Origin of the sequence: Pseudomonas sp. MM227 (assembly GCF_947090715.1) — a bacterium.
Taxonomy (GTDB): domain Bacteria; phylum Pseudomonadota; class Gammaproteobacteria; order Pseudomonadales; family Pseudomonadaceae; genus Aquipseudomonas; species Aquipseudomonas baltica.
This window is the reverse complement of record NZ_OX352319.1, coordinates 2,170,601-2,196,794: the sequence shown is the minus strand read 5'-3', so window position 1 is coordinate 2,196,794 and position 26,194 is coordinate 2,170,601. Positions and strand designations below refer to the sequence as shown.

The window sequence follows — 26,194 nt, the reverse complement described above, 5'->3', positions numbered from 1 at the left end:
GCTCCTACGGATATCGGGCAGGAATCGTGGGCAAAAAAAAGCCACCGCACTGACGTGAGGTGGCTGAAAATCTAACCAAAGAGAGTTGAAGCAGAGCACTGGGCCAGTCGCTATGCGGGGAAGAATCAGCGCCTGGCCTCGTATTCAATCTTCGAAATCAAAGATACCAGCCGAACCGAGGCGCCACTATTGCGTTCGTCAATAGTCATTATCGACACATGAAACGTGCCGCAGGCACTCAACGGTGCGCAAGCGGATGCGCACCTGACACTTGATCACGTACACTCGGTCTTCGTTAACATCTTGATACGTATGCGCTGATCGCGTGACCCATTGACTGGCACAAGAACGTCGACCTTGAAACGCAACTCCACCGCCATATTCTCCCAGCCCGGCTTCCGTGCCTTCCTCATGGTGCGTCTCGCGGCCATGTTCGCCATGCAGATCCAGGCCATCGTTGTCGCCTGGCACATGTACGACATGACCCGCCATCCATTGACTCTGGCCTACGTCGGCCTGGCCCAGTTCATCCCCATGGTGCTGTTGCTGCTGCCAGCCGGGGATCTGCTGGATCGCTTCGACCGGCGGCGCATCCTGCAGATCAGCTGGAGCGTGTCGGTGCTCTCCTCCGCCGCGCTGCTGTGGCTGGCCCTGAGTGAAACCGTCGACACCTGGCCCTACTACGTCGCATTGTTCGTGTTCGGCTGTACCCGAGCGTTCACCGGGCCCGCCGTGCAAAGCCTGCTGCCGCAGATCGTTGCGCGCGAGCACCTGGCCCAGGCCATCGCCACCAACAGCATGATCATGAAAGTGGCGGTAATTGCCGGCCCCCTGCTGGGCGGGCTGCTGTATGCCGCCATCGGTGGCTGGACGTTCGGCATCTGCCTGCTGGGCTTCGCCCTGGGTGTGCTGCTGCTGCAGTGGGTACCCAGCGTGCGCATCGTGCGGCCGGTGGATGATCAGACCACAGCAGTGAGTCGCTTCACCGCTGGCATCCGCTTCATCACCTCGCGGCCGATCATCCTCGGTGCGATATCGCTGGACCTGTTCGCGGTGCTGCTCGGTGGCGTGGTCGCCCTGTTGCCGATCTATGCTGCGGAGATTCTCCATGTCGGCCCCGCCGGGCTGGGCCTGCTGCGCAGCGCCATCGCGCTGGGCGAGCTGGGCATGGGCTTTTATCTGAGCATCCGTCCGCTCAACGCGCGGATGGGCCAGCGCATGTTCCTCGCGGTGGCAGTGTTCGGCGTGGCCAACCTGGTGTTCGCCTTGTCCACGTGGTTCTGGGTGTCGTGCGCGGCGCTTCTCGTCGCTGGGGCAGCAGACATGATCAGCGTGTACATCCGCTCTTCGCTGATCCAGTTCGCCACGCCCGACGATATGCGCGGGCGTGTCAGCGCGGTGAACATGCTGTTCATCGGCTCGTCGAACGAACTGGGTGAATTCCGTGCGGGGGTCAGCGCGACGGCGCTGGGCACGGTGCCAGCAGCGTTGTTCGGCGCTGTCAGTACGCTGGTGATCGTCGCCTTGTGGACACGGCTGTTCAGACCGCTGTGGACCATCGAGAACAACGAGCAGGCCTTGCCCGAGCGCCAGAACAAACCAGCCTGATCACGACCGGCTAGCGCCGCGCGGGGCATGGCGGCAGAACCATTCCTGGTTGCCCTTGAGCTCGGCACGCAGCTGCACCACCAGTTCGGCAATCGCCCGACTGCTGGACAACGGCTGGGTATCGACACCTACCATCAACAGGTCGACCTGACCACTGGCCGGGTCGGACACCTCGACCGTCATGGTGCCCCCCGGATTCAACGTGCAGTGGCATTTGAGGGGCGCGAAGCTGGCTTCGACGATGCGGCGCATTTCAGTGGTGGGAATCATCTAGAGCTTCTCCTGGCGATGTCATGGCTGGAGACGTGTCGCAGCGTGAGTACGGCCACTCGGCAGGGCGGCGCGCTCACGCTTTCAGCGTGGTGCGGCAGGCAGGCACCGAGGGCTGCCTGCACAAGGCTACCAGACTCAGTCCTTGGTGCCATAGGGCGGATATTTATCTGCGTCACCGGTTTTTTCCGACGTGTCGCCTTCGGGCTTCTCGGCGGGCCCGATCGGATCGACCTGCGGGTCGGCAAGGTCGGGAGAGTCCGGGTCGAACCCCAGGTCGTTATCGGGCTTGGTCTCGTTGCTCATAAATCCTCCGGTCTTGAATGTGGGCCATCGGCGCAATAGCGCTGCTCCAGCATCAGGCGACGCCTGGCGGGATGCCATCCTTGTTGAAATCCTTCAGCCGTTCCTTTTCTTCCGGGGTGGAATGGGCGGGCGTCTGGTCCTCGCTGTCCTCGGCGGGTGGTTGCTTGTCATCGGCCATGATCGGTTCCTTTCAATGGGGTCTCTACACTGTGAGCCTGCAGACCGATCCGGGGTTCCGTGCAATCGACCAGGCCGCTGTCGTCATGGCCGATACATCGCGTCGCTCCTTTCGCGGCCGATGACCGCTGCTACGGTGGCATGAAACTTTCGTCAGCTCCAGGCACTCAATGTGCAGCCGCGCTCGCATGGCTGCTGGCGGTCCGACTGACAATCCCGAGGAATACACGATGATCGCTCGCTGGCGCTGGGCCCTGGGTCAGATGACCAAACGCTTGTGGTTCCGCGCAAGCCTGTTCTCCCTGACGGGCATCGCCACGGCGCTGATTGCCATCGTCTTCAAGGACTTCGTGCCCGCCGACCTGCCGACGCGGATCGGTGCCGATTCGGTCGACAAGATCCTCGCGATCATCGCGTCGAGCATGCTTGCGGTCACGACCTTCTCGCTGAGCACCATGGTCAGTGCCTATGGCGCCGCCAGCAGCGGCGTAACGCCACGTGCCACCTCACTGGTGATGGAAGACGCCACGACCCAGAACGCACTGGCAACGTTCATCGGCTCGTTCCTGTTCAGCCTGGTCGGGATCATTGCCCTGAGCACCGGGGCCTACGGCGCTCAAGGGCGGGTGGTGCTGTTCGCGGTGACCATCGTCATGATCATCCTGATCGTCTATACGCTGCTGCGTTGGATCGACCACCTGTCCAAGCTGGGCCGGGTCGGCGAAACCATCGACCGGGTCGAAGCCGCAGCGCTGCAATCCCTGGAAAACCGCGCGCGCTGGCCGTACATGGGCGCGGCGCCCTACCCGCTCGATCTGATGACTCCGCCAACGGCAGCAACCGTGCGCAGCGAGGACACCGGCTACGTGCAGCACATCGATGTCGCCGCCCTTGGCGCGCTGGCCGAGAAGCACGCGCTGCAGATCTACCTGAGCGTACTGCCAGGCGCTTTCCTTCACCTCGGCGCAGATCTGGCCTGGTTTACCGCGGACAGCGACGGCCAGGCGAAGGCCCAGGCAGACCTCGCCGCGGAAATCCGCGCGGCTGTCACGATCGGCCTGCGCCGTACCTTCGAACAGGACCCACGTTTCGGCATTTCGGTTCTCGCGGAGATCGCTTCGCGCGCCCTGTCGCCGGCCACCAACGACTCGGGCACGGTGATCGACGTGATTGGCCGCGGAGTCAGGTGCTTCACCGCCTGGCATGTACACAGCACTACCGATTCGACATCCCGCGAGATCGATCCACACTGCCGCCGAGTGCACGTTCGCGGCTTGCAGGTGGCCGATCTGTTCGACGACTTCTTCACCTTCGTGGCGCGCGACGGCGCCGGGCTGGTGGAAGTCGACATTCGCATGATCAAGGCGCTGATCAGCCTGAACGACATCAGCCCGCAAACCTTCGCCGCCCAGTGCCGGCTGCACGCGACTCGACTGCTGAAACGCGCCGACAGCGCGCTTACCCTGGATGAAGACAAGCAGCGGCTGCGTGAATTGGCCAAACCTCTGCTGGGCTGAATGCCGAGCACCGGCGCCCGAAGCGTCCACTGGGGCGATGGCGCTGAACTTGTGCAGCTGTCGGCAGGCCTGAGTTGACACCTGCACTTGCAGGCAATGACTGCTCAAACGGAAAACGATGATGAACATAGCCTGCCTGGCCTGGGGATCGCTGGTATGGAAGCCGGGGGCTTTACCGGTCTGCAGCCCCTGGCACACCGACGGCCCTGCATTACCCGTCGAGCTTTGCAGGGTCGGCGACGGCGGCGAGCTGGCCACGGCGATCTGCCTGAATGCACCTGCTGTGCCATCTCTCTGGGCGTTGCTGGACACCACCTCGCTCGACGACGCCTGCCAGGCACTGCGCGAACGTGAACAGATACCCCATTCGCGCGATGATGGCATCGGCAGTTTCATCTGCAGCGACCGGTCCACCGGGGTCCTCGCCCAATGGGCTCGTGAGCGAGAACTGGATGCAGTCATCTGGACCGCTTTGCCGCCGCGATTCGCGGGTATAGAGGCACGGATACCCACCATCGACGATGTTCTCGACTATCTGCAAAACTTGACGGGTGAAGTGCGAATACATGCGCGGGAATACATTGAACAACTGCCGCAGCAACTAGAAACGCCTTACAGAGACGTCATTCGTCGTTCGCTGGGTTGGGGAGGTTGAAGGGTTAGAGGAAGTGCGGGGGGGTTGCTGCACTTCCCTACCGTTCAATTGGCTGAAGGCCAGGAATCGAACGGTTGGGAAGACACTTTAAGCGCAGCAGAATCAGCGACGCAGGAAACGGCTTACCAGTACGAAAATGGCAGCGCCAATGGCCAACGAGGCACCTGGCTTTTCCTTGACGAAGGCAGACACATTGTTCAGCGCGTCGCCGTAGGTCTTGGTCAGTTGGCCAGCCGCTTCACGACCTGCGCCTTCTGCCTGCAGGGAATGGTCACCGACCAGTTTGCCCACTACACCTTGAGCCTTGCCGGCGATCTTTTCTGCTACGCCTTCGATTTGTTCGCTTTTCATGTTGAGCCTCACTTTGATCATCGTTTTAGTGACAGTACTTGAAGTATGTAAGCCGGAAGCTTCGTACTTGCTGCCTGAACTTAGGGCGTTGCCGGTTGGAAATAGTTCCGATCTTATTTTCAGTGTTCATGTTGGCAAATTCGGACGCTCGGGCACGCTCAACCAACGGCTTCCAGCGGAGCACCGATCGACAGCGAGCGCAGGTAGTCGCCGAAGCCTTCACGGCAGCGACAATCCAGCCGGGCGCTGGTCGTCACGCAGTTGATCGAAGTCCAGGTGATCGACGCCCCGACCTCTTTCAGGTCGGCCACCAGGTGCACGTCCTCGTGGGCCTTGAGCGGCTTGAACCCGCCAACCCGGCGGTAGGCCTGGGCACTGACCCCCATGTTGGCGCCGTGGACATGCTTGTGACCTTCCACCGGGGTATACAGGGCGTCGTAACGGCTGCGAACTTCCTCGGCATGCAGCGACCAGTCATCCACGCGCACCGTGCCGCAAACCGCGTCGGTGCGAAAGCGCAGCTGATCGACCAGCCAGGTGGGCGGCACGAGGGTATCGGCATCGGTGAACGCCAACCAGCGGGCGCCTTGATCCAACAACAGTTGAGCACCCGCGGCGCGCGTACGACCGACGTTGCAGTGCGCCACGGCCACGCTCTGTACGGGGTAGCGGTTGACCACTTGCTGGGTACCGTCGGAACATTCGTCCAGCACGATAACCACCTTGACCTCTTCGCCCGACAGTCCAGGATGCTCACCGGCAATCAGCAACGACTCGATGCATTGAGCGACCACTGCTTCTTCATTATGAGCTGGGACAATGATTCCGATCATGGACGATACCTGTCGAGGAGATGCCGGCATCCGGCGGCTGTAAGTCTCTTGACCTATCTATCGCGCGTTGGTTGCAGATAGATACGACGGGTGGTAGTTCGGCAAATGTTCATTCCAATTTGCAATTCACTTTCTCCCCTCCAGAGGCCCGACGACCCGGACCGGGCTGTCGATCAGCCAGCGCTGCAAGCCTGAACGAATTAATGTAGGGCATGGTGATCAACTGCAGCAGAGGACTTGGCGAGGAGCGTGACAATGGCAACTCGAAGGACAAGCATAGGCTACTGGCACTGGGTGTTGCTGCTGGCGGTGATCGCCTCGGGCTGGCAGCCGCTGGACCGCCAGACCTGGCTGATCGAAAACATCCTGGTGCTGGTGGGCGCCGTGGCCGTGTGGTTCACCCGTGACCATTTCCAGTGGAGCCGACGCGCGTGGGTGATGGTGATCATCTTTCTATGCCTGCATCAGGTGGGCACGCACTTCACCTACCCCCAGGTTCCCTACAACGAAGCGTTGTACCTGATCAGCGGGGTGGACGTGAATGCAGCGCTGGGCTGGGAGCGCAATCAATATGATCGTTTCGTGCACCTGGCCTACGGCCTGCTGCTCAGCCTGCCCTTGCGGGAAATCGTCAGTGAGAAATGCCAGCTCAAGGGTGCGTGGGCATCATTGATTGCCTGGTCGCTGGTGCTGTCGACCTCGATGCTCTATGAACTGATGGAGTGGGCAGGCGCCGCGTACGTGGGCGGTGGCGACTCGGCCTTCGTCGGTGCCCAGGGCGATTTCTGGGATGCCCAGAAAGACATGGCCGTAGCGGCAGCCGCCTCGCTGGTGGTGCTGACCTGCCGCGGCCATGCGCTGCGCGCCGGGGTTTCGGCGCTGCGCGGGCGATTGACACCGCACTGAAACGCCCAGCGGCTCAATGCATCGATACCTCAATGCATCAATACATAGCCAAGCATCTGTTTCGCCATGCGCCACGGCTGCCAAACCGAAAGGTGATCGAAGATCCTCCCGGAATTTCCCATCACCCCCATGACCGTCACGTAGACGACGCCTTTCCTGATCAACCTCGATATCTTTTTCTTGCTGTAACGCAACAATCAGGACACCTGCACGAGTGGGTTTCGCGACATGGCACTTCTGCAACGGCGAAAACGAAAAAGCCCCGCCAATGCGGGGCTTTTCGATGTTTGGCGGGAAACCAGGGATTCGAACCCTGGGAACGCTATTAACGTTCGCCGGTTTTCAAGACCGGTGCATTCAACCACTCTGCCAATTTCCCGAATGTCTTGCTGGTTGCTTTGCGGGCGCCATAATACCGGAATGAAACACGCTGTCAAACTCTGGATAGAGCGGCTAGGCAAGGGTCTGATATGATCTTTGCATCTGAACGTTTCAGACGTGTTCAATCAAAGGAGTCTCGCCATGCGCGAACAGGATTATGCAGTTAATCAAGGCTCGCAGGTGCAGCAGCTAGAAGTTAGCCGCGTCCTGCGCAACACCTACGGCTTGCTGGCACTCACCCTGGCTTTCAGTGGCGTGATGGCCTACGTCGCGCAGCAGATGCGCGTCGGCTACCCGAACATCTTCGTCGTGCTGATCGGCTTCTACGGGCTGTTCTTCCTGACCAACAAGCTGCGTGATTCGGCCTGGGGCCTGGTGTCCACCTTCGCCCTGACCGGCTTCATGGGCTTCCTGCTCGGCCCGATCCTCAACCGTTACCTGGGCATGCAGGGCGGCGCCGAAGTGGTCAGCTCGGCCTTCGCCATGACGGCGCTGGTGTTCGGCGGCCTGTCGGCCTATGTGCTCATCACTCGCAAGGACATGAGCTTCCTGGGCGGCTTCATTACCGCAGGCTTCTTCGTGCTGCTGGGCGCGGTGCTGGCGAGCTTCTTCTTCCAGATCGCCGGTCTGCAGTTGGCGATCAGCGCCGGTTTCGTGCTGTTCTCGTCGGTGTGCATCCTGTTCCAGACCAGCGCGATCATCCATGGTGGCGAACGCAACTACATCATGGCGACCATCAGCCTGTACGTGTCGATCTACAACCTGTTCGTGAGCCTGCTGCAGCTGTTCGGCATCATGGGTCGCGACGACTGATTCACCGTTGCCCTGTCGAAGCCCGCCTCGTGCGGGCTTTTTCTTGCCCCTGGTTCGGGTATCCTCAGCAAAAACCGGTTTGCCCCATGGGCGCCGCGCCGTAGAATCGCGCTCCTTTCGATTGAGCCATCGCGCTCTTTTTGCCGGAGCCTTCGCGCTCTTTCTCAGGAGCCCTTGCCATGAGCACCCCACAGCCACCCAGCGACGAATTGATCCTGGGCCTGGAAGACCGCCCTCGCCCACTGCTGGGCATGCTTGCCGCGCTGCAGCACCTGCTTGCGATCATCGTACCGATCGTCACGCCCGGCCTGCTGATCTGCCAGGCACTGGGCGTCAGCGCCCGTGACACCAACATGATCGTTTCCATGTCGCTGGTCATTTCCGGCATTGCTACCTTCGTCCAGTGCCGGCGCATCGGCCCGTTCGGCGCGGGTCTGCTGATCGTGCAGGGCACCAGTTTCAACTTCGTCGGACCGCTGATTGCCGGGGGTGCGCTGATGGTGCAACAGGGCACACCGGTGGAAGCTGTGATGGCGGCGATCTTCGGCGTGGTCATCGCAGGGTCGTTCGTGGAAATCGGTATTTCGCGACTCCTGCCCTTCGTCAAACGGCTGATCACCCCGCTGGTCACCGGTATCGTCGTACTGATGATCGGCCTGACCCTGATCAAGGTCGGTCTGATCAGCATGGGCGGCGGCTTCGGCGCCATGGCCAATGGCACGTTCGCCAACGGCGAAAACCTCATGCTCTCCGGCCTGGTACTGGCGATCATCGTGGTGCTCAATCGCATTCCGGTGACCTGGATGCGCAGCGCCGCCATCGTCATCGCTCTGGCCATGGGCTACGCGCTGGCCGGTTACCTGGGCCGACTGGATTTCACCGGCATGCACCAGGCCGCGGTATTTCAGGTGCCCGTACCGCTGCACTTCGGCCTCGGTTTCTCCTGGGCGTTGTTCATTCCAATGCTGGTGATCTACCTGGTGACGTCCCTGGAAGCGATCGGTGACGTGACGGCGACCAGCAAGGTGTCGCGCCAGCCCGTAGAGGGCCCGCTGTGGATGCAGCGCATCAAGGGCGGCGTGCTGGTCAACGGGACCAACTCGCTGCTGGCCGGTGTCTTCAATACCTTCCCCAGCTCCATCTTCGCGCAGAACAACGGGGTCATTCAGCTCACCGGCATCGCCAGCCGCCACATCGGCGTGTGGATCGCCGGGATGCTGGTTCTGCTCGGTCTGTTCCCGACGGTTGCCGGGGTGATCCAGGCGGTGCCCGAACCGGTACTGGGTGGAGCTGCCATGGTGATGTTCGGCGCGGTGGCCGCATCGGGCATCAATATCCTTGCCAGCGTCGACCTCGATCGTCGGGCGCTGCTGATCATCGCCGTATCGCTCGCCCTCGGCCTGGGTGTGGCTCAGGTGCCGGAGTTCCTCGCGCACATGCCGGGCGCATTGCGCAATGTGCTGGAGTCGGGTGTAGCCACTGGCGGTATCTGCGCGCTGCTGCTGAACTGGTTTTTGCCAGCCGGGCCAGTGGCTCGTCACTGAGCTGGCCCGAGCCTGCGACAAGGGCCTGCAGGCTCAAAGATCGAAGCGGTCCACGGCGCGGCGACGCTCGTTGTCGTCGCGCATATCGTAGGCCGCAGTGGTCTGGATATTGGTGTGGTGCGCCAGCTTCTGGGCAATCGAAAGGTCGTGCTCTTCGATCACTCGGGTGATGAACGAACGGCGGAAATCATGGGGCATGATCTTCACGCCGACCTGGGTGCCGCGTTGTCGGGCGATGTAGTAGATGGCGTGCTTGGTGATACGCTCGCGGGTGATGTGCGCGCCGCGGCGGATGCGATTGAAAAGAAAGTCGTCATCGGCCTGGCCTGCGGGAAGCTGGCTGCGGCGAAACGCCAGCCAGGTTTGCAGATGGGCAAAAGCCCAGCCCGGCGCGTACTTGATCAACTCCTTGTTGCCCTTGCCGGTCACGCGCAGGCTGCGCTCGCTGAAGTCGACCTGGGCCAGGTCGAGGTTGACCGATTCCGACTTGCGCATGCCAGAACCATACAGGATGGCGATGACGGCGGCGTCGCGCAGGCCCTGCGGCCGCGGATCGTTGGCGCAGACCTCCATCAGGTCGCGGATCAGGCTGCGCTTGAGGTTGCGGCCGTTGCCCAGGCGGGTGCCCTGCATGGGCTTGACCGAGCGAATCTTGAGCAGGTGATCCTGGTCGATCAGGCTCAGCCGCCACGCCTCGTTCATGACCCCGCGCACGGCGTTGACGTAAAGCGAGGTGGTGTTGGGGGCGTAGCCATCTTCGCGCAGGGCGGCCACCAGCGAGGTAACGTGCCCGGGTTCGAGACGGTGCCAGGGCACCTCGCGAATGTCGACGTCCTCGAAGCCCAGCCGGTCCGCGGCATCCTGCAATACGTATTGCATGGTCGTGCGGCTGGACGGCATCAGCCGCGCGAGATATTGCAACAGAGGGTTCTGCAGATCAGACAAACCGGGGAATCCTTGAGTGCCAGGGTAGACGCCCGCCATTCTAGCATCCGCGTCGGTGCCTGACCCGTCCGCCCTTACCCGGCCGGTTCGATCAGAAGTTACCGCGCAGCGCCTGCAGGCCACCTTGATAGACACCGTCGAAAATTTCCACCGCCTCGGCGTCACTCATGCCGACCGGGTTGAAGCGACCGCCCCACTCCACTCGGCTGTTGACGGCGTCCACCTCGATGACCTTGAGCGTCGCCAGGTAATCGCTCACCGGAAAGGGACCTTCGATGATGGAATAGCTGTAGGTGCGCGCGGCGTTGTCGTAAGTCTCAAGACGCTCGACGATGACGGTACCGTCCACCGTGGTCAGGTGCCGCAGCCGGCCGTTTTCCTGGGCTTCGCTGTGCTGGATCATGGGCAGCCAGTCGGCCAGGGAGTTGAACCCGGCCACCAGATTCCAGACCTGATCGGCCGATGCCGGAATGTCGATGCTCGCTTGCGTGCTTGCCATGTCATGGCTCCTGTCGGTGGGCTGAGGCTACAACGGTAGCGGTCGTTCGAGTGCGCGGCAAGCCGTTAGTGCATTCGTTCATGCGGCCGACACAGCTGGGGCGATCATGCCCTGGCAGTGGGCGCGGGCGCGGCACCAGCAATGGATACATGCTGCGCAAACGTTGTCCCATGAAGGCCAGCCTGGCCTGGATCCGTTCATTGAAGGGGCGTTTGCAGCGTCATGAGAATCATCGAAAAGACCGGCGCGCCAGTTCGCGCCCTGACCCCTGCCGAACAGCAGTTGGTCACCGAATTCGTCGAAGGCCGCAGTGAAGGCCCGAAGCTCCTGCAGGCCAACCAGTGGCTCATGAAGGTCCGCACCCAGGGCCAGTGGCTGGCGTGCGATTGCCGGCCCGGTACGCTGCCGGTGATGAACGTGACGCTCAACAGCAGTACCGGCACGCTGTTTTTGAAGAACAACCCCGGCACGGCCGAGCATGCCGAGGGTTGCCCCTTCATCCATGACGAGCGTGACAGTACGCCTGGGCGCGAGGATGAAGGGCCACTGCCGGCCGCCTGGTTGCCCCCCGATATGCCGCTGAAGCTGATTGCCGATTTCCGCGCCCCGGCCATGCCCGGTACGCCCGGCACCGCCGTGATAGCAAGTCAGCGACGGGAGCAGCACCGGTTGCTCTCACTGCTGCTGACGCTCATCGAAGCCTCTGGGCTCAATGTGTACGCCACGCACCTGAAGAAGGATCTGACCCGCCAGTTCGCCGACCTGCGCGAAGTGGCCACACGCTACCCGCTGATCGACAGGGTGCCGGCGAGCAATTATCTGGAAACCCGCATCGACATGAAGCACATGATGATGCTCAAGGCACGCCTGAAGGATTCCACCGCCTTCATTGGGCAGCGTCGCTATGGGCTGCTGCTCGACTGCGTGTCCGACGTAGTCGGGCGCAAGGTGATGACCGAGCGCAGCACCGCCGGCTTCGACTTCCAGGGCCATCATCTGTTGTGGGGTGGCGCGCGCAGCAGTGGGCCGCTGCTGGCCCTGGCGCTGTATTCACCGGCAACCGCCGGCAGCCAATTCTATGAAATGGTGCATGTGGCGACGGTGCCGGTGCTGACCCGCGGGCATCTGTTCCCGGTGTTCCGCGACGAGGAACGCGAGGCGTTGAAGATGCTGGTGTCGCTGATCGACTGGATGGCCAGCAAAGGCGTCAAGGTCATGATGCGCCGACCGGTGATCGGCGCCATGGTGATGGACGAACTGGTGCTCAGCTCGGACCTGGACCGGGTCCTCTCGGTTTCGCTGATGAAAGAGCCGCTGGGTCCGGAGCCCAGTTCCGAAACCTTCAAGCGCCTGGCCGACTTCAAGAGCCTGGAGACCTTCCGCAAGTACGTGGCGGGCTTCTTCATGCGCGAGCGCGATTGACCCACGGCGCACTTGCGTCCTAACCGCGCAGCTGCCAAAGCAGGGCGATGTCGCGGGCGCGATCGCTGAGCAGCGCACTGGCTTCGGCGCACGCCTGCTCCAGGGTCATCGGACCGGACGCAATGGAGAACGCGGCATCGATGCCATGGGCGTACAGGTCCTGATAGCCTTCGCCCAGTGTGCCGGCCAGCACCACCACCGGGACACCCGCAGCGCGCGCAACGCGGGCCACGCCGAAGGGCGTCTTGCCGCGCAGGGTCTGGGCATCGAAGCGCCCTTCGCCGGTGATCACCAGGTCGGCGCCGATGACGGCATCGGCCAGGCCCACCAGTTGCGCTACCACTTCGACCCCTGGGCGGAACGAGGCACCAAGAAAGGCCTTGGCCGCGAAGCCCATGCCGCCTGCTGCGCCGCAACCAGGCGCGTCACGGCAGTCCTGGCCCAGCACCGCTACGCAGTGATCGGCGAAGTGGTCCAAAGCCTTGTCCAGCGCCAGCACCTGTTCGGGTGTAGCGCCCTTCTGCGGGCCGAAAATGTGCGAGGCGCCGTGGGGACCGCACAGCGGGTTGTCGACGTCTGCGGCGACTTCGAACTGCACATCGGCCAGACGTGGGTCGAGGCCGCTGGCGTCGACCTTGGCTACTTGTGCCAGCGCCAGGCCGCCACGGGGCAGTTCACTGCCCTGAGAATCGGTCAGGCGCAGACCGAGCGCGCAGAGCATGCCAGTGCCGGCATCGTTGGTGGCACTGCCGCCGATGGCGAGGATGATGCGTCGTGCGCCGGCCTCCACGGCTGCAGCGATCAATTGGCCAGTGCCATAGGTGCTGCTGTTGCAGGCATCGCGTTGCTGGCGCTGGAGCAGTTGCAGCCCGCTGGCTTCGGCCATTTCGATGACGGCGGTGCGCTCGTCGGGCAGCCAGCCCCAATGGGCCTGAGTGGCTGCGCCCAAAGGGCCGTCGACGACGAGGCTGCGCAGCTCGCCCTGGCAAGCCGCCATGATGGCTTGCATGGTGCCTTCGCCGCCATCGGCCATCGGCCGCTCGACGAGCTGCGCCTCGGGCAGGGCCTGGCGCAGGCCCCGGGCGATGGCTGAAGCAACGTCGGCGGCGCTCAGGCTGTCTTTGAATGAGTCAGGGGCGATGACGATCTTCATGGCAGTTCTCCAGTTCTTGTGCGCCCATGCTGCCATTTTCACCGCCTCCGCGCGACTGCCGTCACGCGTAGGAGCGGTCATCGGCCGCGAAGGGCCTGGCGCGGTGTGCCTGGTGGAACGCGGTGTGGCCTTCGCGGGCAGAGCCCGCTCCCACATGGGAGTGCGGGCTTGACCTTCCCATGGTGGCAAGGGTCACAGTCCAGGCATGGGACGGAAGGAGGAAAACGTCATGGCAGCAAACGAAGGTGTCGTCGAGCTGGGTATCCACGGCATGACCTGCGCGTCGTGCGTGGGTCGGGTCGAGCGCACCTTGCTCAAGGTGCCAGGTGTGACGGCAGCGGCGGTCAACCTGGCCACCGAGCGCGCTCGCGTGGAAGGCCGCGGCGTGGACGCCCAGGCCCTGATCGCCGCCGTCGACAAGGCCGGCTACAGCGCCAGGCCGCTTGAGCACACTCCAGACGCCATGGCCCAGGCCAATCAGGAAAGCCAGCAAGACGCCGCGCGCCTGCGGCGCGACCTAGGTTGGTCGGTGGCGCTCTCGCTGCCCGTGGTGATAGTGGAAATGGGTGCGCACCTGATACCGGGCTTCCACGCCTGGATCCAACTGCACCTGAGCCAGCAGGATAACTGGCTGCTGCAATTCGCCCTGACCACGTTGGTGCTGATCACCTGTGCCAGGCGCTTCTACCTCAAAGGCACCGTGGCGCTGCTGCGCGGCGCGCCAGACATGAATTCGCTGGTGGCGGTGGGCACCCTCGCCGCCTACGGTTTTTCCCTGGTGTCCACGTTCGCCCCGCAGCTGCTACCCAGCGCTACGGCCACCGTGTATTACGAAGCGGTGTGCGTGATCATCTGCCTGATCCTGCTGGGCCGCACGCTCGAAGCACGCGCCAGGGGCCGCACGTCCCAAGCCATCAAGCGCCTGCTCAGGCTCCAGCCACAGACTGCCTATGTGCAACGCCAGGCGGGCTTCATCGAAATCCCGCTGGAGCAGCTGATACAGGGCGACGTGGTGCAGGTTCGCCCCGGCGAGCGGGTTGCCGTGGACGGCGCGGTACTCGCCGGCGACAGCTTCGTCGACGAGTCGATGCTCACCGGCGAGCCCATGCCGGTGCGCAAGCATCCCGGCGACCAAGTGGTCGGCGGTACCCTCAACCAGAACGGCACGTTGCAGCTTCGAGCCACCGCCTTGGGCAGCGCCAGCATGCTGGCGCGGATCGTCGCCATGGTCGAACGGGCCCAAGGCAGCAAGTTGCCGATCCAGGCGCTGGTGGACCGGGTGACATTGTGGTTCGTGCCGGTGGTGATGGTGCTGGCGCTGGCCACGTTCATCGGTTGGTACTGGCTTGGCCCGACGCCAGCCCTGGGCATGGCCCTGGTGCACGCGGTGGCCGTGCTGATCATCGCCTGTCCGTGTGCGATGGGCTTGGCCACGCCCACCTCGATCATGGTCGGCACCGGCCGTGGCGCCGAGTTGGGCATTCTGTTGCGCAAGGGCGAAGCATTGCAGCAACTGAGCCGCGCGCGAGTCGTGGCACTGGACAAGACCGGCACGCTCACCGAAGGCCAACCGCGGGTGACCGACCTGCAACTGCTGCCCCACTTCACCCGCGAGCAGCTATTGCCTTTGCTCGCAGCCGTGGAAGCGTTGTCCGAACACCCGTTGGCACGGGCCATTGTGACAGCGGCGCAGGACGCTCGGCTCGACTGGCCCCAGGCTCGGGATTTTCAGGCGCACACCGGCCATGGCGTGCGCGCAACGGTCGGCGCGCAGGACGTGGCCATCGGTGCAGAACGCTACATGACGCAACTCGGCGTGGACACGAGCCCGTTCGCCAGCGCTGCACAGACGCTGGCCGAACAGGGCAAGAGCCCCTTGTATGCGGCGGTGGACGGCCAACTGGCCGCGATGATCGCCGTGGCAGATCCGCTCAAGTCGACTACCCCGGCGGCTATCCAGACCTTGCACCGGCTCGGCCTGAAAGTGGCGATGATATCCGGGGACGACCGCCGAACCGCCCAGGCCATCGCCACCCAGTTGGGTATCGATCAGGTGGTGGCGCAGGTTCTGCCAGAAGGCAAGGTGGCCGCCGTCCAGGCGTTGCAGCGCGAGTATGGCCTCACGGTCTACGTGGGTGACGGCATCAACGATGCACCGGCGCTGGCCCAGGCCGACGTCGGCATTGCAGTGGGCAGTGGCACGGACATCGCCATCGAAGCCGCGGATGTGGTGCTGATGTCGGACAACCTCGGCGCGGTGGCCACGGCCATCGCCTTGTCTACGGCAACCCTGAACAACATCCGCCAGAACCTGTTCTGGGCCTTCGCCTACAACGCGGCCCTGATCCCAGTGGCGGCGGGGCTGCTGTACCCGGTCAGCGGGCTGACCCTGTCGCCGCAGGTCGCGGCGGGAGCCATGGCCTTTTCATCGCTGTTCGTACTGGCCAACGCCCTGCGGCTCAAGGGCTTTCAGGCATCTGCCAGGCGATCATAGACGCTGCCGGTCGATTCCGTTGGCCACGCGCAGGATATCCGCCATGACGGCCAAGGCAATCTCGGCGGGCGTCTTGCTGCCCAGGTTCAGGCCGATCGGTGCGTGGATACGCTGCTGGGTGGTCGCGTCCAGCCCACCGATGCGCTCGAGACGCTCGAAGCGCTTTTCGCTGGTGCGCATCGAGCCCATTGCACCGATATAGAAAGCCGGTGTGCGCACCGCCTCGAGCAGGGTCAGGTCATCGAGTCGAGGGTCGTGGGTCAACGCCACCACGGCGGTCGCCGAATGACAGCCGCCGTCGGCGATGAACACCGCAGGCAAGACTTCGTGCACGTGCACGCCGGGCAGGTCGAAACGAGCCAGCACTTCGGGACGCGGCTCACAGAGGATCACTTCATAGCCAAGGGTCAGGGCGAACCCCGCGCAGAATTCGGCGACCGGCGACAGGCCGGCGAGGATCAGGCGCTGTACCGCGCCGATGCGAATGCAAATTTCTTCGTCGCTGACCCGCACCCGTGCATCGCCCATGTGCCCTGCGCGGATGCTGCGCCGATCGCTGCCAGGCACCACCTGCCGCGCCAACAGTTGGCCGCCGGCGAAAGCCTGTTCGATGTGCGCCAGATGCTCCAGCGTGGCTGCATCAGGCGCGAGGTATTCGACCAACACGTCGAGAACGCCGCCGCAAGGCAGCGCCATGGTCGGCGCCAGGCCGCCGTCGCCGTAGCGCACGACCTGATTGACCGGTGTGAAATAACCGGCAGCGACACGCTCCAGAAAGTCGTCTTCCACACAACCACCGGACAGCGATCCGCAATGTTCGCCATTGTCCAGCGCGACCAGCATCGCCCCCGGCCCGCGTGGGGCCGAACCGTAGGTCGACAATACCGTGCACAGCCATACGCCCCGGCCCTGGCCGAGCCAGGTTCGGGCCTGCTGTATGACCTGCAGATCAAGCTGCTTCATCTATTGATACCCGCCATCATCCTGCGCAATGTGCCGGCGCCCTGCCCTGCGACGCCCGCTCTGGTGCAACAGACCGCACGTACAGGGCAATAGTTTTCCGCAGACCGTGAAAGGATGACGGCAGGGGCTTGCGACTACGACCCGCGATAGGTGCTGAAGCCGTAGGGGCTGAGCAGCAAGGGAATGTGATAGTGCTGCTCGGTGTTCTTCACCTCGAAAATCACCGGGATTTCCGGGAAGAAGGTTTCATGCCCGACCTTGCGGTAGTAGTCGCCGGTCTTGAACACCACCCGGTATTCACCCGGCGCAAAAGTGCGCTGTTCCGGGTAGAGGCCGGCGATCCGGCCTTGCTCGTTGGTCACACCCTGCCCCAACGGTTGCCACTGGTTACCCGAATGCTGCTCCAGGGTCACTTCGATACCGGCCGAAGGCACACCCGTTTCCAGGTTCAGTACGTGCACGCTCAGGGGGTTGGCGGCCATCGCGAGGCTGGACAGGGAGGCCAGGCTGGCGGCCAGGACAATTTTCTTCAACATGGTGTATTGCTCCTTCAAGAATGAATGGCCAGACCGACGGATTCGGTGGCCTTGATTGCGCAGGCTTCGTCCTGCTCGGCGCCGCCGGCACCGGCGATGCCGATCGCACCGACCAACTGCTTGCCTTCGTAGACCGGCACGCCGCCGCCCAGCAGCAGCAATTGCCCCAGCGAGGTCAGATTGGCGGCTTCGGGGTTGTTGCGGGCACGCTCGGCGAACAGCCGCGTCGGCGTCTTGGTCGACAGCGCGGTGTAGGCTTTCAACCGCGCGGCCTCGGTGTTGTGCGGGCCAACGCCGTCGCCGCGTTGCTGGACGATGACGTTGCCACCACGGTCCAGCACCGCCACGGCGGCCATGCAGCCGCTGCCATTGGCCAGCCGCTGCGCGGTCGCCAGGTCCAGGTCAGGGTGCTGGGCCAGGGCGGCGTGGGCCTGGGTGGCGAGCAGACAAGCCAGGGTGAATGTCATGCAAAGGGCTTTCATCGAGCATCTCCGTGATCAGTGGCTGGCACCTTAGCAACCCGGTCACGACAGAACCCCGTCGCAGCGATTACAACTTTGTAATAGGCAATCGGCCGCCGGGGGCCTAGCCTATGCGCGGGTACAGGAGCTGAACGATGCGTGTGTTGCTGGTTGAAGACGAAGCGAAAACGGCGAATTTTCTCGCCAAGGGCCTGGGTGAGTCCGGCTTTGCCGTGGACGTGGCGCTCAATGGGCTGGATGGGCGCTACCTGATCGAGCAGCAGCCCTATGACCTGGTGATCCTGGACGTCATGCTGCCCGGCCTGAACGGCTGGCAGTTGCTCAAGCTGATTCGTCAGCAAGGCGCGACACCGGTGCTGTTCCTGACCGCCAAGGACGCCATCGAAGACCGTGTGCGTGGGCTGGAGCTGGGCGCCGACGACTACCTGGTGAAGCCGTTCGCCTTCGCCGAACTGCTGGCACGCGTGCGAACGCTGCTGCGCCGGGGCGCGGTGCGCGAGGTCGAGCATTATCAGGTGGCAGACCTGGAGGTGGACGTACTGCGCCGCCGGGTCAGCCGCGGTGGACAGCGCATCAACCTGACCAACAAGGAATTCGCCCTGCTGCACATGCTGATCGGCCGGCCCGGCGAGGCGCTGTCGCGCACGCTGATCGCCTCTCAGGTGTGGAACCTGAATTTCGACAGCGACACCAACATGGTGGAAGTGGCGGTCCGACGCTTGCGGGCCAAAGTCGACGACCCGTTCATGCCCAAGCTGATTCACACCGTGCGCGGCGTGGGCTACCGGCTGGAGCACCTGGATGAGTGAACGCCGTCACTCCCTGGCCTGGCGCCTGGCGCTGGCCGTGGCGGTGGTCTGCTCACTGGTGATGAGCGTCGTCGCGGTGTTTCTCTACCGTTCGCTGGCGGCCGAGATCGCCTACCGCGACGACATCGCGCTGCTCGGACGGCTCGAGCAGGTGCGTACCCTGCTGCACGACAGCGACAGCCTGGGCGCACTGCAGCAGCGTCCGCAGCTGTATCAGAACATGCTCGGCAATCAGGAAAGCGTGCTGCGCGTGCGTCGCGCCGATGGCAGTGTGGTGTTCGAGATCAACCCCCACGGCGAAACCTTGGGCGATCCACCACGCATCGGCCTGGCTCGGCGGCCGAGCCGGGCCGACATTCGCCTGGACCACGGCGCCTCGTTGCTGGCCGGCGACGCTGTCGGCCCGGCCGGCGAAGCCTTGACGGTGATGGTCGGCAAACGCCTGCACGAGCGCGAGGCGATCCTGGCCAGCTACCGACTGCGCCTGTACCTGGCAGTGGCTGCCGGGGCGCTGCTGGCCTGGGTGATCGGCCTGTTGCTGGTGCGTCGCGCCCTGACGCCGTTGCGCGAAATGGCCGACGCGCTGGCGTTGATCGATCTGCGCAATCTGCACCGGCGACTGGCCGATACCGCCGCGCCGGTGGAGCTGCAGGCGCCGATCCAGGCGCTCAACGGCATGCTGGTACGGCTCGAACAGGGCTTCGAACGGCTGTCGCAGTTCTCCGCAGACCTCGCCCATGAAATCCGCACGCCGCTGCATAACCTGTTGGGCAGCACCGGCCAGGCACTCAACCAGCCTCGTAGCGTGGACGAATACCGGGAACTGCTCGGCTCTAACATCGAAGAGTACGAGCGGCTGAACCGCATGGTGGAAAACCTGCTGTTTCTGGCACGTGCCGACCACGGGCAGCGGCCGGTGCACTTGCAGGCCATTGACCTCACCCACCTGGGCGAAGAACTCTGTGACTACTTCCAGCTGCTCGCCGACGAGCGCGGCGCCGCCCTGCAGCACGCGCTGCACGGCACCCTGCAGACCGACCTGCAATTGCTGCAGCGGGCTCTGGGCAACTTGCTCGCCAACGCGGTCCGCCATGCCCGCCCCGGCACCACGGTGCTGCTCAGCCGCCACGACGAGGCTGGGTTCGTTGGTCTGACGGTGCGTAACGAAGGCGACACCATTGCACCCGAGCATCTGGCGCGATTGTTCGATCGTTTTTTCCGCGTCGACCCGTCGCGCACGGAACCGGGAGACTCGGGTGGCCTGGGCCTGGCAATCGTGCAGTCGATCATGGTTCTGGTGGCCGGCAGCGTCAGTGTCCACAGCGCTGAAGGCGTAACCAGCTTCACCTTGAGTTTTCCCGATAAAGGCGCTTTGGAGTCGTGAAACGAAGGGTCATAGCGACACTTCATCGGCTGGATAGAAAATATCTCTGAGCAATACCGGTTTGCCTGCGGTCGATTTCCATAGTGGTTACAGACCCAATCCCGCAAACCCGTACCAGGAGATTTCAAATGGCCGTTGCCAATGTGAAACAGGAACTCAAGACCGTATCGTCCGTGAAGGCCAAGGCCGAGAAAGGCGAAGGCGCCAGCTTGCAGAACCAGGCCCAGGTCGGTCAGGAACTGGCAGTATTGCTGTCTGACGTGTTCGCGCTGTACATCAAGACCAAAAATTACCACTGGCACATGAAAGGTTCGCACTTCCGCGACTATCATTTGCTGCTGGAAGAGCAAGCGACCCAGATCTACGCCATCACCGACGTGATTGCCGAGCGCGCCCGCAAGATCGGCGAGCCGACCGTACGTTCGCTGGAGCAGATGGTGCAACTCAAGCGCCTGGCCAGCAGCGAAGTGGCTGACCTGTCGCCAGAAGACATGCTGACCGAGCTGCATGACGACAACCAGTCGCTGGCTGCCTACATGCGTACCACCCACGGCGTCACCGACGAAGCCAACGACCTGTCCACTACCAGCCTGTTAGAAGAGTGGATCGACCAGGCCGAAGAACGCGCCTGGTTCCTGGGTCAGACCGTCGGCAAGTAATGCCTATGGTGGGTGTTTGACGCTGGCATCAGCCCCGCGTCATTGCATCAGTGAGCATGAGCGTGGTCGGGGGCATTCAGTGCCCTGGCCACGGCTTCGACTTCCACAGTTTCCTCCTCCCCCTGTGCGTTCTTGATCTTCAAGGTCAATGGCACTGCGTCGCCCTCCTTCACCTGCGTTATCAAACCCATCAGCATCACGTGATAGCCATTGGCATCGAATACCACGGGCTCGCCCGCAGGCAGGCTGACTTCGTCGACCGGGAGCATGCTCATGACATCGCCGTTCATGGTCGACTGGTGGATTTGCGTGTCTTTGGCGACGGGTGACTGGACGCTGATCAGGGTGCTGTCGGAGTCCGCTGTGAGGATCATGAACGCACCTGTAGCGGGTTGCCCTGGCACAGTGGCGCGCGCCCAGGCATCTTCGACCGTGGTCTGGGCCATGGCGTAGCCGGTCAGGCTCAGGGCTGCCAGGAGCGTGGCGAGTTGACGGACGGTGTTCTTCTTGGCAACGGGTTTCATCAGCAGACTTCCATTACGGTGAGCAGATCCTCGGCGCACTCTTGTGCGGTGAGGGAATGGGACAACCCCAGGCGCAGCACGCCGCGGGAGTCGAAGACGTAACTGGTCGAGGTGTGGGAGATGGTGTAGGTGTCGCCGATCGGGACCTTTTCGTAGAACACCTTGAACTCCTTGGCGACATCGGCGGTTTGTTCCAGAGTGCCGCGCAAGGCCACGAAGGTGGGGTCGAAAAGCTTGACGTAGGCGTCGAGCACTTCGGGGGTGTCGCGCTCGGGGTCCAGGGTGATGAAGATCACCTGCAGGCGGTCGCCATCACGGCCCATCAGCTTCTTGGCCTGGACCGCCCGCGCCAGGGTGGTCGGGCAGACGGCCGGGCACTGGGTGAAGCCGAAGAAGACCATGGGCATCATGCCGCGGAAGCTGGACAGGGTCTTCTCGTTGCCCTGCGGATCCTTCAGCCGGAACGTGCGGCCGAGGATCTCGTTGCTCAAGTCTTTGCCGTGCTTGAACGACAGCTTGTTGCTGTCGCCACATCCGGCCAGCGCGCCGAGACCGAGGATGCCCATGCCGGCGAGTACTCGACGGCGGGTCGGAAAATCGTTCATGCCATTGTGCCCTCTGGAGAGGGCCGCAGTTTAAAGGCCAACGCCACACTTGGGCACCGCAACCTGTCACATTTTGTTTAATCGCGGCCGATGATCGCTCCTATGGATGTGCCGTGACTCCACGCAGTTCTAGAAGACCGACCAGCCGATCCGTTCGCTGAGCAGCTCGAGGGCCGCCATGCCGGCCAGGGAATTTCCGGCAGGATTGAGCTCCGGCGACCAGACGCAGACGGTGAACTGCCCCGGTACCACTGCGACGATGCCGCCACCCACGCCACTCTTGCCAGGCAAGCCGACGCGGTAGGCAAAGTTGCCGGCCTCGTCATACAAACCGCTGGTGGCCATGATCGAGTTGACCTGCTGGGTCTGGCGCCGACTCAACACCTGCTCGCCACTGTGCTTGCAGTAGCCATCATTGGCCAGAAAGCAGAACGCGCGAGCCAGGTCGACGCAGTCCATGCGCAGTGCGCAGTGGCTGAAATAGCTGCGCAGCACGGCTTCGACATCGTTGTGAAAATTGTCGAACGACTTCATCAGGTAGGCCATGGCAGCGTTGCGCGCGCGGTGCTGGTACTCCGACTCCGCCACCCGACCGTCGACGATCACCTGGGGGTTGCCCGACAGCCGTCGGGCCAGGTCACGCATGGACAGCGCCGGTGCGGCAAAGCGCGACTGGTTGATGTCGCAGATCACCAGCGCACCGGCATTGATGAACGGGTTACGCGGCCGACCGCGCTCGAACTCCAGCTGCACCAGGGAATTGAAGGGCTGTCCGGAGGGTTCGTGACCCAGGCGCTGCCAGATGTCTTCGCCCGAGTGGCCAATCGCCTGGACCAGACTGAACACCTTGGAGATGCTCTGAATGGAAAACGGCGTGTGCGCATCGCCTGCGCTGAACACCTCGCCGTCGTTGCCGTAGACGGCAATGCCCAGCTGCGCGGCAGGCACATCGGCCAGTGCCGGGATGTAATCGGCAACCTTGCCTTGTCCGATCAGGGGGCGGACGGCATCCAGTATCTCAACCAAAAGCGCTTGCATCGGGCTACTCGCATCATGGGATCAAGCCATAGACGGCCGCTCTCGCCTACGAATCACAGCCCCCCCTGTGGGAGCGGGCTCTGCCCGCGAAGAATGGCACGCGGTGAACCGGTAAAACCGCAGCGCACCTTTCGCGGCCGCAGACCGCTCCTACAAGGGATTGCGCTTCCCCTGTAGGAGCGGTCATCGGCCGCGAAGGGCGTTATGCGGTAGGCCTGTCAGCGATAACCCCGCGCCTGCAGGTCGAACAGTTGCGCGTAGCGTCCGCGCTGGGCCATCAATTGTTCATGATCGCCGCGCTCCAGCACCCTGCCCTGTTCCAGCACCACGATATGATCGGCGTTGCGCACGCTTGAAAAGCGATGGGAAATCAGCAGCGTCATGCGGCCCTGGGCGTACTCGCGAAAATGCTCGAACACTGCCGCTTCCGCGCTGGCATCCAGCGCTGCGGTGGGCTCATCGAGTATCAGGATGTCGGCATCGCGGCGCATGTAGGCGCGGGACAGGGCCAACTTCTGCCATTGCCCGCCGGACAGCTCCTGGCCGCCCGCGAACCAGCGTCCCAACTGCGTGGCATAGCCGTGCTCCAGACCTTCGATGAACGGCTCGGCCGTGCCCTGCACCGCTGCCTCGCGCCAGCGCTGCGTGTCGTCGAACGCGCGCGTATCACCGACCCCCAGGTTTTCCCCGACACTGAACTGATAGCGGATGAAATCCTGGAAAATCACGCCGATACGCTGACGCAGCGCGTCTTCCTGCCATTCCTGCAGGTCGCTGCCGTCGAGCAGGATGCGCCCCTGGTCCGGACGGTACAGACGCGTCAGCAGCTTGATCAAGGTGGTCTTGCCCGACCCGTTTTCGCCCACCAGCGCCAGGCTCTTGCCAGGTACCAGATGCAGGTCGATGCCTTGCAACGTCGCGCGGCTCGCGCCGGGATAGCTGAAACCCAGCCCTTCGCAGCGCAGGCCATCGCCGGGCTTCACGCCCTGGGTGATATCGCCTTGCGCAGGCTGCACCGGGTAGGCCAGGTAGTCATACAGGTCAGCCAGGTAGAGGCCGTCCTCATACAAGCCGCCGATCGCCGTGAGGCTGCTGCTCACCGCACTCTGGCCCTGCTTGAACAACACCAGGTACATGGTCATCTGGCCCAGGGTGATATGGCCGTTCACCGTATCGATGACGATCCAAGCGTAGGCCAGGTAGAACGCCGCCGTACCCAGCAGCCCCAGCACGAAGCCCCAGCCGTCACGGCGCAAGGTCAGCCGGCGGTCCTCGCTGTACAGTTTGGTGAAGGTGTCGCGGTAGCGCTGCAGCAACAACGGCGCAAAACCGAACAGCTTCACTTCCTTGATATAGCCTTCGTGGGAAAGCAACGTTTCGATGTAGTTCTGCCGACGCGTCTCCGGTGCGCGACGACTGAACAGGCGGAAGGCATCCCCGGAAAAGTGCGCTTCGGCGAAGAACACCGGCAACGCGCCGACCACCAGAATCGCCAATGCCCAGGGCGAAAAATGCACCAGCAAGACGCCGAAGCTGACCAGCGAGATCAGATTCTGCACCAGCCCCAGCGACTTGCTCACCAACGCCAGCGGTCGCGTGGACGCTTCGCGGCGCACCCGTACCAGTTTGTCGTAGAACTCCGAATCCTCGAATTGCATGAGCGACAGGGTCTGGGCTTTCTCCAGAATCAGCGTATTGACCTTCTGCCCCAGTTGCACCCGCAGCAGCGCCTGCTGCACAGACAGGCCGCGCTGCGCCGCGGCCAGCAATGCCAGCACGCCGGCTTCCATCAGCACGTAGCGCAGCACTGGCCACAGGGGCGCCGCACCGGTTTGCTGGTGCATCTGCATGGCAGCCACCACCGCATCGACGATGCGCTGGCCCAGCCAGGCGGCCAGTGCCGGCAGAATGCCCGCAGCCAGTGTGGCCAGCACCAGCCCCAGCAACAGGCCGGGCGAGGTCGCCCACACCAACTGCAGGGCGCGCCGGGCCTGGCCCAGAAAAGTCTTGAGGCGGGAAAAGGCAGGCATCGACGAAAGCATTCCTTGAACGAGATATATGGCCGCGGCCATGACACAATTTAGGTTCCAGCCCAAAGTCGACAACTGCGTGGCGGACTTATTCCAGGCACCCATGGTCATTTAACGGATGAATGCATTCAAATCTATCGCCCTACCCGTCTGGTTGCGTCGCGTCCTGCGGCCATTGCTCGATCCCTACCGCCGTTACCGGCATGCCCGCCTGATCCACGCGGCGCGCATCGTCGCCGCCCTGCTGGTGTCCATCCTGCTGACCAGCGGTTTCAGCCTGCCCCACGGCGAATGGGCCTCGGTCACCCTGCTGATCGTCATTGGCGGCCTGCAGCATCACGGCAACATCGGCAAGAAATCGGTCGAACGTGCCTACGGCACGCTCATCGGTGCCGCGCTCGGGCTGGCGGTGGTGGCCCAGCAGAATTACTTCGAAATGCCCATCGTGACCTACCTGCTGATGTCGGTGGCGTGCGGCTTCTTCGCCTACCACGCCATCGGCAAGGGCGGCTATACCGCGCTGCTCTCGGCCATCACCTTGTTCATCGTCGCCGGCCATGGCGATAACCCGATCACCGATGGCCTGTGGCGCACCGTGGACATTCTCATCGGTATCGCCCTGGCGCTGGCGTTCTCATTCGCCCTGCCGCTGTATGCGGTGTATTCGTGGCGCTACAACCTGGCCACCGGACTGCGCGGCTGCGCGACCATCCACAGCCGCATCGTCAGCGGCCAGCCGGTGTCGGCCGACGAGCACTTGAAGCTGATGTCCAAGCTCAACGCGAACATGGTCCAGTTGCGCTCGCTGCTGCCGTCGGTGTCCAAGGAAGTGAAGATTTCCATGACCGAGCTGGACGCGATCCAGGGCCACTTCCGCATGTGCCTGAGCACCCTGGAAATCCTCGCCAACCTGCGCCCCAGCGGCACCGACCGCAATGCCATGGCGCAATTGCAGCAGTGCCTGAGCGGTGAACACCGGCATATTCGTCGACAACTGGTGGGCATGGCCCGCGCGCTGCGCGACGGTGCCACCGAGCGGCTCGAGCGCAACTATGCCAGCGTCGATGCCGACGCGCCCAATGTGGTGCCCGGTGAGCTGATCGGCTATCGCCTGTTGACCCTGCAGTTGGTCAACAACCTCGATGGACTGCAGCAACTGCTGGCCAAGACCGCCGGGCGCTGGAAGATCTGACCTGGGTTGCCGCCATGGGCAGCACACCGCCACTGGATTGAACTCCGCTGGTGTGGGCCGCCTCAAACCTTGCATGAGGCAAGAGCGATGGCCATTCC

27 protein-coding genes and 1 tRNA gene are annotated in these 26,194 nt (G+C 63.3%); 12 read left to right on the top strand and 16 right to left on the bottom strand.

What is annotated here, in order from left to right:
• Positions 1-411 precede the first annotated feature (411 nt).
• On the top strand, positions 412-1,608 hold the full coding sequence (locus ONG87_RS09880) for an MFS transporter (protein ID WP_264382849.1): 1,197 nt from the start codon (positions 412-414) through the stop codon (positions 1,606-1,608).
• Here ONG87_RS09880 and ONG87_RS09875 read toward each other — a convergent pair whose 3' ends face one another.
• From ONG87_RS09875 to ONG87_RS09865, 3 genes are all read right to left on the bottom strand, one after another.
• Positions 1,609-1,878, bottom strand: coding sequence for a DUF1652 domain-containing protein (locus ONG87_RS09875; RefSeq protein ID WP_264382778.1), 270 nt, complete (start codon positions 1,876-1,878; stop codon positions 1,609-1,611).
• Positions 1,879-2,016: 138 nt separating this feature from the next.
• The gene (locus tag ONG87_RS09870; RefSeq protein WP_264382777.1) at positions 2,017-2,184 is read right to left on the bottom strand and encodes a DUF6021 family protein; all 168 of its coding nucleotides are present in this window, start codon (positions 2,182-2,184) and stop codon (positions 2,017-2,019) included.
• 52 nt (positions 2,185-2,236) lie between these two features.
• Positions 2,237-2,362 (bottom strand): hypothetical protein, encoded by a 126-nt coding sequence (locus ONG87_RS09865; RefSeq protein WP_264382776.1) that lies wholly within the window; start codon positions 2,360-2,362, stop codon positions 2,237-2,239.
• A gap of 229 nt (positions 2,363-2,591) precedes the next feature.
• Here ONG87_RS09865 and ONG87_RS09860 point away from each other — a divergent pair, with 229 nt between their 5' ends.
• Complete coding sequence (locus ONG87_RS09860) at positions 2,592-3,878, top strand: DUF2254 domain-containing protein (RefSeq protein WP_264382775.1); 1,287 nt, start codon at positions 2,592-2,594, stop codon at positions 3,876-3,878.
• Between the two features lie 118 nt (positions 3,879-3,996).
• A complete protein-coding gene (locus ONG87_RS09855) occupies positions 3,997-4,533 on the top strand; it encodes a hypothetical protein (RefSeq protein WP_264382774.1) in 537 nt (178 codons plus the stop codon).
• A gap of 102 nt (positions 4,534-4,635) precedes the next feature.
• Here the strand turns inward: ONG87_RS09855 and ONG87_RS09850 are convergent, their stop codons facing one another.
• The gene (locus ONG87_RS09850; protein ID WP_122477013.1) at positions 4,636-4,884 is read right to left on the bottom strand and encodes a CsbD family protein; all 249 of its coding nucleotides are present in this window, start codon (positions 4,882-4,884) and stop codon (positions 4,636-4,638) included.
• Positions 4,885-5,042: 158 nt separating this feature from the next.
• Positions 5,043-5,717, bottom strand: a complete 675-nt coding sequence (locus ONG87_RS09845; RefSeq protein ID WP_122477011.1) for a glycosyltransferase family 2 protein — start codon at positions 5,715-5,717, stop codon at positions 5,043-5,045.
• 255 nt (positions 5,718-5,972) lie between these two features.
• Between ONG87_RS09845 and ONG87_RS09840 the strand changes: the two genes are divergently transcribed.
• Positions 5,973-6,623: a DUF2238 domain-containing protein gene (locus ONG87_RS09840; protein ID WP_122477010.1), complete on the top strand. Its 651-nt coding sequence runs from the start codon at positions 5,973-5,975 to the stop codon at positions 6,621-6,623.
• A 288-nt stretch (positions 6,624-6,911) separates the two neighbouring features.
• Here ONG87_RS09840 and ONG87_RS09835 read toward each other — a convergent pair.
• A tRNA-Ser gene (locus ONG87_RS09835) sits at positions 6,912-7,002 on the bottom strand.
• A gap of 143 nt (positions 7,003-7,145) precedes the next feature.
• On the opposite strand from ONG87_RS09835, the gene ONG87_RS09830 reads away from it, so the two are divergent.
• Together ONG87_RS09830 and ONG87_RS09825 are read left to right on the top strand one after the other, a co-directional pair.
• The gene (locus ONG87_RS09830; protein WP_043189407.1) at positions 7,146-7,817 is read left to right on the top strand and encodes a Bax inhibitor-1/YccA family protein; all 672 of its coding nucleotides are present in this window, start codon (positions 7,146-7,148) and stop codon (positions 7,815-7,817) included.
• A 179-nt stretch (positions 7,818-7,996) separates the two neighbouring features.
• On the top strand, positions 7,997-9,361 hold the full coding sequence (locus ONG87_RS09825; protein WP_264382773.1) for a nucleobase:cation symporter-2 family protein: 1,365 nt from the start codon (positions 7,997-7,999) through the stop codon (positions 9,359-9,361).
• A 33-nt stretch (positions 9,362-9,394) separates the two neighbouring features.
• Here the strand turns inward: ONG87_RS09825 and xerC are convergent, their stop codons facing one another.
• Positions 9,395-10,345, bottom strand: a complete 951-nt coding sequence (gene xerC / locus ONG87_RS09820) for a tyrosine recombinase XerC (protein WP_264382772.1) — start codon at positions 10,343-10,345, stop codon at positions 9,395-9,397.
• Positions 10,346-10,397: 52 nt separating this feature from the next.
• A complete protein-coding gene (locus ONG87_RS09815; RefSeq protein WP_264382771.1) occupies positions 10,398-10,805 on the bottom strand; it encodes an SRPBCC family protein in 408 nt (135 codons plus the stop codon).
• A gap of 222 nt (positions 10,806-11,027) precedes the next feature.
• On the opposite strand from ONG87_RS09815, the gene ONG87_RS09810 reads away from it, so the two are divergent.
• Positions 11,028-12,227 carry a hypothetical protein gene (locus tag ONG87_RS09810; RefSeq protein ID WP_264382770.1) on the top strand — a complete coding sequence of 400 codons (1,200 nt, stop codon included), beginning with the start codon at positions 11,028-11,030 and terminating at the stop codon, positions 12,225-12,227.
• A 19-nt stretch (positions 12,228-12,246) separates the two neighbouring features.
• Here the strand turns inward: ONG87_RS09810 and ONG87_RS09805 are convergent, their stop codons facing one another.
• A complete protein-coding gene (locus ONG87_RS09805) occupies positions 12,247-13,380 on the bottom strand; it encodes a glycerate kinase (RefSeq protein WP_264382769.1) in 1,134 nt (377 codons plus the stop codon).
• Between the two features lie 229 nt (positions 13,381-13,609).
• On the opposite strand from ONG87_RS09805, the gene ONG87_RS09800 reads away from it, so the two are divergent.
• Positions 13,610-15,874, top strand: a complete 2,265-nt coding sequence (locus ONG87_RS09800) for a heavy metal translocating P-type ATPase (RefSeq protein WP_264382768.1) — start codon at positions 13,610-13,612, stop codon at positions 15,872-15,874.
• On the opposite strand, the gene ONG87_RS09795 is transcribed toward ONG87_RS09800, so the two are convergent.
• The 3 genes from ONG87_RS09795 to ONG87_RS09785 all read right to left on the bottom strand — a co-directional run bounded on the left by ONG87_RS09795 (position 15,869) and on the right by ONG87_RS09785 (position 17,840).
• Positions 15,869-16,837, bottom strand: a complete 969-nt coding sequence (locus ONG87_RS09795) for an XdhC family protein (protein WP_192102056.1) — start codon at positions 16,835-16,837, stop codon at positions 15,869-15,871. The genes ONG87_RS09800 and ONG87_RS09795 overlap by 6 nt on opposite strands.
• 134 nt (positions 16,838-16,971) lie before the next feature.
• On the bottom strand, positions 16,972-17,373 hold the full coding sequence (uraH, locus tag ONG87_RS09790) for a hydroxyisourate hydrolase (protein ID WP_122476996.1): 402 nt from the start codon (positions 17,371-17,373) through the stop codon (positions 16,972-16,974).
• 14 nt (positions 17,374-17,387) lie between these two features.
• On the bottom strand, positions 17,388-17,840 hold the full coding sequence (locus ONG87_RS09785) for a heme-binding protein (RefSeq protein WP_244646906.1): 453 nt from the start codon (positions 17,838-17,840) through the stop codon (positions 17,388-17,390).
• Between the two features lie 149 nt (positions 17,841-17,989).
• Here ONG87_RS09785 and ONG87_RS09780 point away from each other — a divergent pair, with 149 nt between their 5' ends.
• The 3 genes from ONG87_RS09780 (at position 17,990) to ONG87_RS09770 (ending at position 20,707) form a co-directional block, all read left to right on the top strand.
• A complete protein-coding gene (locus ONG87_RS09780) occupies positions 17,990-18,664 on the top strand; it encodes a heavy metal response regulator transcription factor (protein ID WP_122476993.1) in 675 nt (224 codons plus the stop codon).
• On the top strand, positions 18,657-20,048 hold the full coding sequence (locus ONG87_RS09775) for a heavy metal sensor histidine kinase (protein WP_264382767.1): 1,392 nt from the start codon (positions 18,657-18,659) through the stop codon (positions 20,046-20,048). Before ONG87_RS09780 ends, ONG87_RS09775 begins: the two co-directional genes overlap by 8 nt.
• A 128-nt stretch (positions 20,049-20,176) precedes the next feature.
• Positions 20,177-20,707 carry a Dps family protein gene (locus ONG87_RS09770; RefSeq protein ID WP_122476990.1) on the top strand — a complete coding sequence of 177 codons (531 nt, stop codon included), beginning with the start codon at positions 20,177-20,179 and terminating at the stop codon, positions 20,705-20,707.
• A 47-nt stretch (positions 20,708-20,754) separates the two neighbouring features.
• Here ONG87_RS09770 and ONG87_RS09765 read toward each other — a convergent pair whose 3' ends face one another.
• The 4 genes from ONG87_RS09765 to ONG87_RS09750 form a co-directional block, all read right to left on the bottom strand.
• Positions 20,755-21,231, bottom strand: coding sequence for a copper chaperone PCu(A)C (locus tag ONG87_RS09765; RefSeq protein ID WP_264382766.1), 477 nt, complete (start codon positions 21,229-21,231; stop codon positions 20,755-20,757).
• On the bottom strand, positions 21,231-21,836 hold the full coding sequence (locus ONG87_RS09760; RefSeq protein WP_122476986.1) for an SCO family protein: 606 nt from the start codon (positions 21,834-21,836) through the stop codon (positions 21,231-21,233). The genes ONG87_RS09765 and ONG87_RS09760 overlap by 1 nt, the downstream gene beginning before the upstream one ends.
• Positions 21,837-21,965: 129 nt before the next feature.
• A complete protein-coding gene (gene glsB / locus ONG87_RS09755) occupies positions 21,966-22,874 on the bottom strand; it encodes a glutaminase B (RefSeq protein ID WP_122476984.1) in 909 nt (302 codons plus the stop codon).
• 218 nt (positions 22,875-23,092) lie between these two features.
• Positions 23,093-24,904: an ABC transporter ATP-binding protein gene (locus tag ONG87_RS09750; protein ID WP_122476983.1), complete on the bottom strand. Its 1,812-nt coding sequence runs from the start codon at positions 24,902-24,904 to the stop codon at positions 23,093-23,095.
• 118 nt (positions 24,905-25,022) lie between these two features.
• Between ONG87_RS09750 and ONG87_RS09745 the strand changes: the two genes are divergently transcribed.
• Entirely contained in the window at positions 25,023-26,096 is a 1,074-nt protein-coding gene (locus ONG87_RS09745) for an FUSC family protein (protein ID WP_192056286.1), read from the top strand.
• Positions 26,097-26,194: the final 98 nt, after the last annotated feature.

Coding starts and splice junctions, on each gene's coding strand:
- ONG87_RS09840 (WP_122477010.1), top strand. CDS start 5,973: ATGGCAACTCGAAGGACAAGCATAGGCTACTGGCACTGGGTGTTGCTG.
- ONG87_RS09765 (WP_264382766.1), bottom strand. CDS start 21,231: ATGAAACCCGTTGCCAAGAAGAACACCGTCCGTCAACTCGCCACGCTC.
- ONG87_RS09825 (WP_264382773.1), top strand. CDS start 7,997: ATGAGCACCCCACAGCCACCCAGCGACGAATTGATCCTGGGCCTGGAA.
- uraH (WP_122476996.1), bottom strand. CDS start 17,373: ATGTTGAAGAAAATTGTCCTGGCCGCCAGCCTGGCCTCCCTGTCCAGC.
- ONG87_RS09750 (WP_122476983.1), bottom strand. CDS start 24,904: ATGCCTGCCTTTTCCCGCCTCAAGACTTTTCTGGGCCAGGCCCGGCGC.
- ONG87_RS09800 (WP_264382768.1), top strand. CDS start 13,610: ATGGCAGCAAACGAAGGTGTCGTCGAGCTGGGTATCCACGGCATGACC.
- ONG87_RS09845 (WP_122477011.1), bottom strand. CDS start 5,717: ATGATCGGAATCATTGTCCCAGCTCATAATGAAGAAGCAGTGGTCGCT.
- ONG87_RS09880 (WP_264382849.1), top strand. CDS start 412: ATGGTGCGTCTCGCGGCCATGTTCGCCATGCAGATCCAGGCCATCGTT.
- ONG87_RS09860 (WP_264382775.1), top strand. CDS start 2,592: ATGATCGCTCGCTGGCGCTGGGCCCTGGGTCAGATGACCAAACGCTTG.
- ONG87_RS09805 (WP_264382769.1), bottom strand. CDS start 13,380: ATGAAGATCGTCATCGCCCCTGACTCATTCAAAGACAGCCTGAGCGCC.
- ONG87_RS09830 (WP_043189407.1), top strand. CDS start 7,146: ATGCGCGAACAGGATTATGCAGTTAATCAAGGCTCGCAGGTGCAGCAG.
- ONG87_RS09870 (WP_264382777.1), bottom strand. CDS start 2,184: ATGAGCAACGAGACCAAGCCCGATAACGACCTGGGGTTCGACCCGGAC.
- ONG87_RS09745 (WP_192056286.1), top strand. CDS start 25,023: ATGAATGCATTCAAATCTATCGCCCTACCCGTCTGGTTGCGTCGCGTC.
- ONG87_RS09785 (WP_244646906.1), bottom strand. CDS start 17,840: ATGACATTCACCCTGGCTTGTCTGCTCGCCACCCAGGCCCACGCCGCC.
- ONG87_RS09850 (WP_122477013.1), bottom strand. CDS start 4,884: ATGAAAAGCGAACAAATCGAAGGCGTAGCAGAAAAGATCGCCGGCAAG.
- ONG87_RS09775 (WP_264382767.1), top strand. CDS start 18,657: ATGAGTGAACGCCGTCACTCCCTGGCCTGGCGCCTGGCGCTGGCCGTG.
- ONG87_RS09795 (WP_192102056.1), bottom strand. CDS start 16,837: ATGAAGCAGCTTGATCTGCAGGTCATACAGCAGGCCCGAACCTGGCTC.
- ONG87_RS09815 (WP_264382771.1), bottom strand. CDS start 10,805: ATGGCAAGCACGCAAGCGAGCATCGACATTCCGGCATCGGCCGATCAG.
- ONG87_RS09865 (WP_264382776.1), bottom strand. CDS start 2,362: ATGGCCGATGACAAGCAACCACCCGCCGAGGACAGCGAGGACCAGACG.
- xerC (WP_264382772.1), bottom strand. CDS start 10,345: ATGGCGGGCGTCTACCCTGGCACTCAAGGATTCCCCGGTTTGTCTGAT.
- ONG87_RS09770 (WP_122476990.1), top strand. CDS start 20,177: ATGGCCGTTGCCAATGTGAAACAGGAACTCAAGACCGTATCGTCCGTG.
- ONG87_RS09760 (WP_122476986.1), bottom strand. CDS start 21,836: ATGAACGATTTTCCGACCCGCCGTCGAGTACTCGCCGGCATGGGCATC.
- glsB (WP_122476984.1), bottom strand. CDS start 22,874: ATGCAAGCGCTTTTGGTTGAGATACTGGATGCCGTCCGCCCCCTGATC.
- ONG87_RS09810 (WP_264382770.1), top strand. CDS start 11,028: ATGAGAATCATCGAAAAGACCGGCGCGCCAGTTCGCGCCCTGACCCCT.
- ONG87_RS09780 (WP_122476993.1), top strand. CDS start 17,990: ATGCGTGTGTTGCTGGTTGAAGACGAAGCGAAAACGGCGAATTTTCTC.
- ONG87_RS09875 (WP_264382778.1), bottom strand. CDS start 1,878: ATGATTCCCACCACTGAAATGCGCCGCATCGTCGAAGCCAGCTTCGCG.
- ONG87_RS09855 (WP_264382774.1), top strand. CDS start 3,997: ATGATGAACATAGCCTGCCTGGCCTGGGGATCGCTGGTATGGAAGCCG.